This is a genomic window from Streptomyces sp. NPDC006265 (genome assembly GCF_040613555.1).
GTDB lineage: Bacteria > Actinomycetota > Actinomycetes > Streptomycetales > Streptomycetaceae > Streptomyces.
This window is the reverse complement of record NZ_JBEXSH010000638.1, coordinates 1,828-5,390: the sequence shown is the minus strand read 5'-3', so window position 1 is coordinate 5,390 and position 3,563 is coordinate 1,828. Positions and strand designations below refer to the sequence as shown.

Here is a 3,563-nt window from a genome sequence, read left to right as displayed (position 1 = left end):
TCCTGGGCCAGGCCGCCCTGGACGGCTTCGACGTCGAGGCGGCCGCCGCCGCCCAGCACCCGGCCTGCGCCCTGCTGCCCGCCGAGGCCGACGCGCACGGCGTCACCACGCTGGTCTGGAGCCGGCGCCGTCCCTTCCACCCGGAGCGGCTGTACGCCGCACTGGAGAACCTGACCTGCGCGGCCGCCCGCAGCCGGGGCCGCTTCTGGCTCGCCGACAAGCCCGACACGCTGTTCCACTGGGACGCGGCGGGCGGGGCCCTGTGCGTGGAGAGCGCGGGCCCCTGGCTGGCCTCCCTGCCGGACGCGGCCTGGGAGATGGTCCCGCCGGTGCGCCGGGCCGCCGCCGCACTGGACTGGGACGCCGAGCACGGCGACCGCTGCCAGCACCTGGTCTTCACCTCGCCCGGCCTCGACCGGGACGGCCTGGAGCGGTTGCTGGAGTCCTGCCTGCTGACCGACGCCGAATACGCCGCCGGGCGCGACGCCTGGCAGCGGCTGCCGCACGCCTTCGACACCCTCCTGGAGGTCTGACCCCCCATGCCGCGCAAGCCCGACCGCAAGCCCGCCAAGGACCGGCCCAACCCCCTGGACCAGGCCGGGATCACGTACATCGACTACAAGGACACCGACCTGCTGCGCAAGTTCATCTCCGACCGCGGAAAGATCCGCAGCCGCCGGGTCACCCGGGTGTCGTCCCAGCAGCAGCGGCAGCTGGCCAGGGCGATCAAGAACGCACGCGAGATGGCGCTGCTGCCGTACACCGCCCGCTGAGCCGGTCCCAACCGGGTGAGGTTCCCCACGCTTGACGGGTGGGGCCTCCTCCTCATGAGGTGACGGGGCCGGAGTCCGCCGCCGACCGACCGGCGTCACGGGCTGCGGCGGGCCGTCAGGACCGGGCCGGACGCCGGTCGGGCCTGCCGGGCCGCGGTCGTCGTCCGGGGTGATCCGGGGCGCGGGTCGCCCGGGGCAGGACGTCGAGCGGCCGTCCGGCGCTGGTCCGAGCACGCACCGGCCGGGAGGACGACCCGCGCCTCCCGCGACCGGCCCATTTCTCCCCGTCCTCGCAGGCCGCAGCGGTATTCCGGATGCCGGTCGGCAGGTCGAACGTCCTTCCCGCGGCCCCGCGCCTCAGCTCACGCTTCTCCGGCGCGGCCCTGCCGCGGCCACTGCGTCCCGCCGTCGAGCGGATGCTCCGCCTCCACCGGACCTCCCCGAATCCGGCGACTTCGTCGCAGGCCTCCGGGAACGAGAGACGGGGCAGGGCCGTCAAACAGTCAAGAGCTCGGTAAAGCGGTCGTCAAAGCTGTAACCGCAGGACCACCCCGCGTGCACGTGCATCTGCCCATGCATCTGCACATGAACAGGGCTATGATCCGGGTCAGTTGACCACTGCACCAATGGCCACACCAGCCAGTGCACCACCGGGGAGCGACCTGTGGATCACGACGTGTACAACGGTATGGCTGCCGCCGGGCTGAACGGTGTGGCCTGGCAGAAGAGCCGGCACAGCAACTCGCAGGGCTCGTGCGTGGAGTTCGCCCGGCTGCCGGGCGGTGACGTGGCCGTGCGCAACTCGCGCTTCCCCGACGGTCCCGCGCTGGTCTACACCCGTGCGGAGATCGAAGCGATGCTGCTGGGTGTGAAGGACGGCGAGTTCGACCACCTGGTGGGCGGCTGACGATCGGTCCGCCCTGGAGAAACCGGGGCAATCACCACTCAATGCGCGGTGACGCGCGTAGAACCGCGACGCGAGGAAGCGCCGCGGTTTCTCATTCCCCGGCCGGCCGCGAACCCGTCCGCGGCAGCCGGAACAGCGCCCAGACCACCTTGCCGTCGAGCGCGCCCGCGAGCGGATGCCAGCCCCAGCTGTCGCTGAAGGAGTCGACGAGGAACAATCCGCGGCCCGACTCGGCCGAGAAGTCGTCGGTCTCCCGGGCGACGGGACTGTCGTGGCTGGGGTCGCGCACCGCGCACACCAGACGCTCGGTCCACCGCATCAGGTGCAGCCGCACGGGAGCCTCACGGCCGCCGGCGCGCACGTCGTTCGCCGGGAGGCCGTGCCGCAGGGCGTTGGTGACGAGTTCCGAGACCACCAGGCACACGTCGTCGAACCGCTCGCCCATGTCCCACTGGTCGAGGGTTTTGCGGGTGAACCGCCGTGCCTCGCGCACCGCTTCGTAGCGGGCGGGCAGAGCGCAGGAGGCGGCGTCGGACACGGCCGCGGGATCCAGCGGCGGAAGGCCCTGCCGTAACGGCTCGAGCATGGTCGATCCATTCGTCCCCATGCGAGGCACTCCCGGGAATTCGCGGTCGGTGCGATGCGGCGGTGGTGCGGGACCATGGTTTCGGATGCGTACAGCAGATGCAAGGGCAGATGCACGTGCACGGGGCCGGAATGAGATGTCCCGTACCGCTTGTTGGTCAATTTTTCCGTCATCTTCGGGTCCTTCTTTGGCCGTTCACTTGCCTTCCTCTTGCTCCCGCGCGCGAGCGTCGACCATCTCGATTCCGTTTCCGTAACCGGACGAGTACTGCTCGGAGTGTTTTAGTGGCAGACTGCGGCCCCTGAAGACGTTGGGGAGGCTGGCGAACGTGAGCGCGGGAGAGCCGGGATCGGTGGTGCGGCGCATGCTGCTCGGATCACAACTCAGGCGACTGCGTGAGGCGCGGGGCATCACGCGCGAGGCAGCGGGCTACTCGATCCGCGCCTCCGAGTCGAAGATCAGCCGGATGGAGTTGGGCCGGGTGAGCTTCAAGACCAGAGACGTCGAGGACCTGCTCACCCTCTACGGCATCACGGACGAACAGGAACGCGCCTCCCTGCTGTCGCTTGCGAAGGAGGCCAACGTCGCCGGGTGGTGGCACAGTTACTCGGATGTGCTGCCCAGCTGGTTCCCGACCTACGTCGGCCTGGAGGGCGCCGCCTCGCTGATCCGGGCCTACGAGGTGCAGTTCGTGCACGGACTGCTGCAGACCGAGGCGTACGCCCACGCGGTGGTCCGGCGGGGCATGCAGGGCGCGAGCGAGGCCGACGTCGAACGCCGCGTGGCGCTGCGTCTGGAGCGGCAGAAGTACCTCGTCGACGAGCGCGCGCCGGACTTCCACATCATCCTGGACGAGGCCGCCCTGCGCCGCCCGTACGGCGACCGCGAGGTGATGCGGGGCCAGCTCCAGCACCTCATCGAGATCTCCGAGCGGCCCAACGTGCGCCTCCAGGTGGTGCCGTTCAGCCTCGGGGGCCACTCCGGCGAGAGTGGCGCGTTCACGATCCTCAGCTTCCCGGAGTCCGACCTGTCGGACGTCGTGTACCTGGAGCAGCTCACCAGCGCGCTGTACCTGGACAAGGCCGAGGACGTCGCCCAGTACGAGAAGGCGCTCAAGGAGCTCCAGAGCGACAGCCCGGGCCCCTCGGAGAGCCGGGACCTTCTGCGGGGACTCCTCCAGCTCTCCTGACGGAGTCGCCCCGCTCTCCTGACGGAGTCGCCCCGCTCTCCTGACGGAGTCGCCCCGCTCTCCTGACGGAGTCGCCCCGCTCTCCTGACGGAGTCGCCCCGCTCTCCT

General features: G+C 70.6%; 5 protein-coding genes. 4 read left to right on the top strand and 1 reads right to left on the bottom strand.

Annotated elements, in window-relative coordinates; all coding sequences use genetic code 11:
• The 3 genes from ABZ281_RS36100 to ABZ281_RS36090 all read left to right on the top strand — a co-directional run.
• Window positions 1-533, top strand: a 533-nt coding sequence (locus ABZ281_RS36100; RefSeq protein ID WP_356662284.1) for a GTP-binding protein, incomplete at its 5' end; no start/stop codon positions are given.
• Between the two features lie 6 nt (window positions 534-539).
• Complete coding sequence (gene rpsR, locus ABZ281_RS36095; RefSeq protein ID WP_030845993.1) at window positions 540-773, top strand: 30S ribosomal protein S18; 234 nt, start codon at window positions 540-542, stop codon at window positions 771-773.
• Between the two features lie 688 nt (window positions 774-1,461).
• Window positions 1,462-1,680 (top strand): DUF397 domain-containing protein, encoded by a 219-nt coding sequence (locus ABZ281_RS36090; protein ID WP_229873094.1) that lies wholly within the window; start codon window positions 1,462-1,464, stop codon window positions 1,678-1,680.
• A gap of 91 nt (window positions 1,681-1,771) precedes the next feature.
• On the opposite strand, the gene ABZ281_RS36085 is transcribed toward ABZ281_RS36090, so the two are convergent.
• Window positions 1,772-2,287 carry an ATP-binding protein gene (locus tag ABZ281_RS36085; protein ID WP_356662283.1) on the bottom strand — a complete coding sequence of 172 codons (516 nt, stop codon included), beginning with the start codon at window positions 2,285-2,287 and terminating at the stop codon, window positions 1,772-1,774.
• Between the two features lie 343 nt (window positions 2,288-2,630).
• Between ABZ281_RS36085 and ABZ281_RS36080 the strand changes: the two genes are divergently transcribed.
• Window positions 2,631-3,455: a helix-turn-helix transcriptional regulator gene (locus ABZ281_RS36080; RefSeq protein WP_051715698.1), complete on the top strand. Its 825-nt coding sequence runs from the start codon at window positions 2,631-2,633 to the stop codon at window positions 3,453-3,455.
• Window positions 3,456-3,563 lie beyond the last annotated feature (108 nt).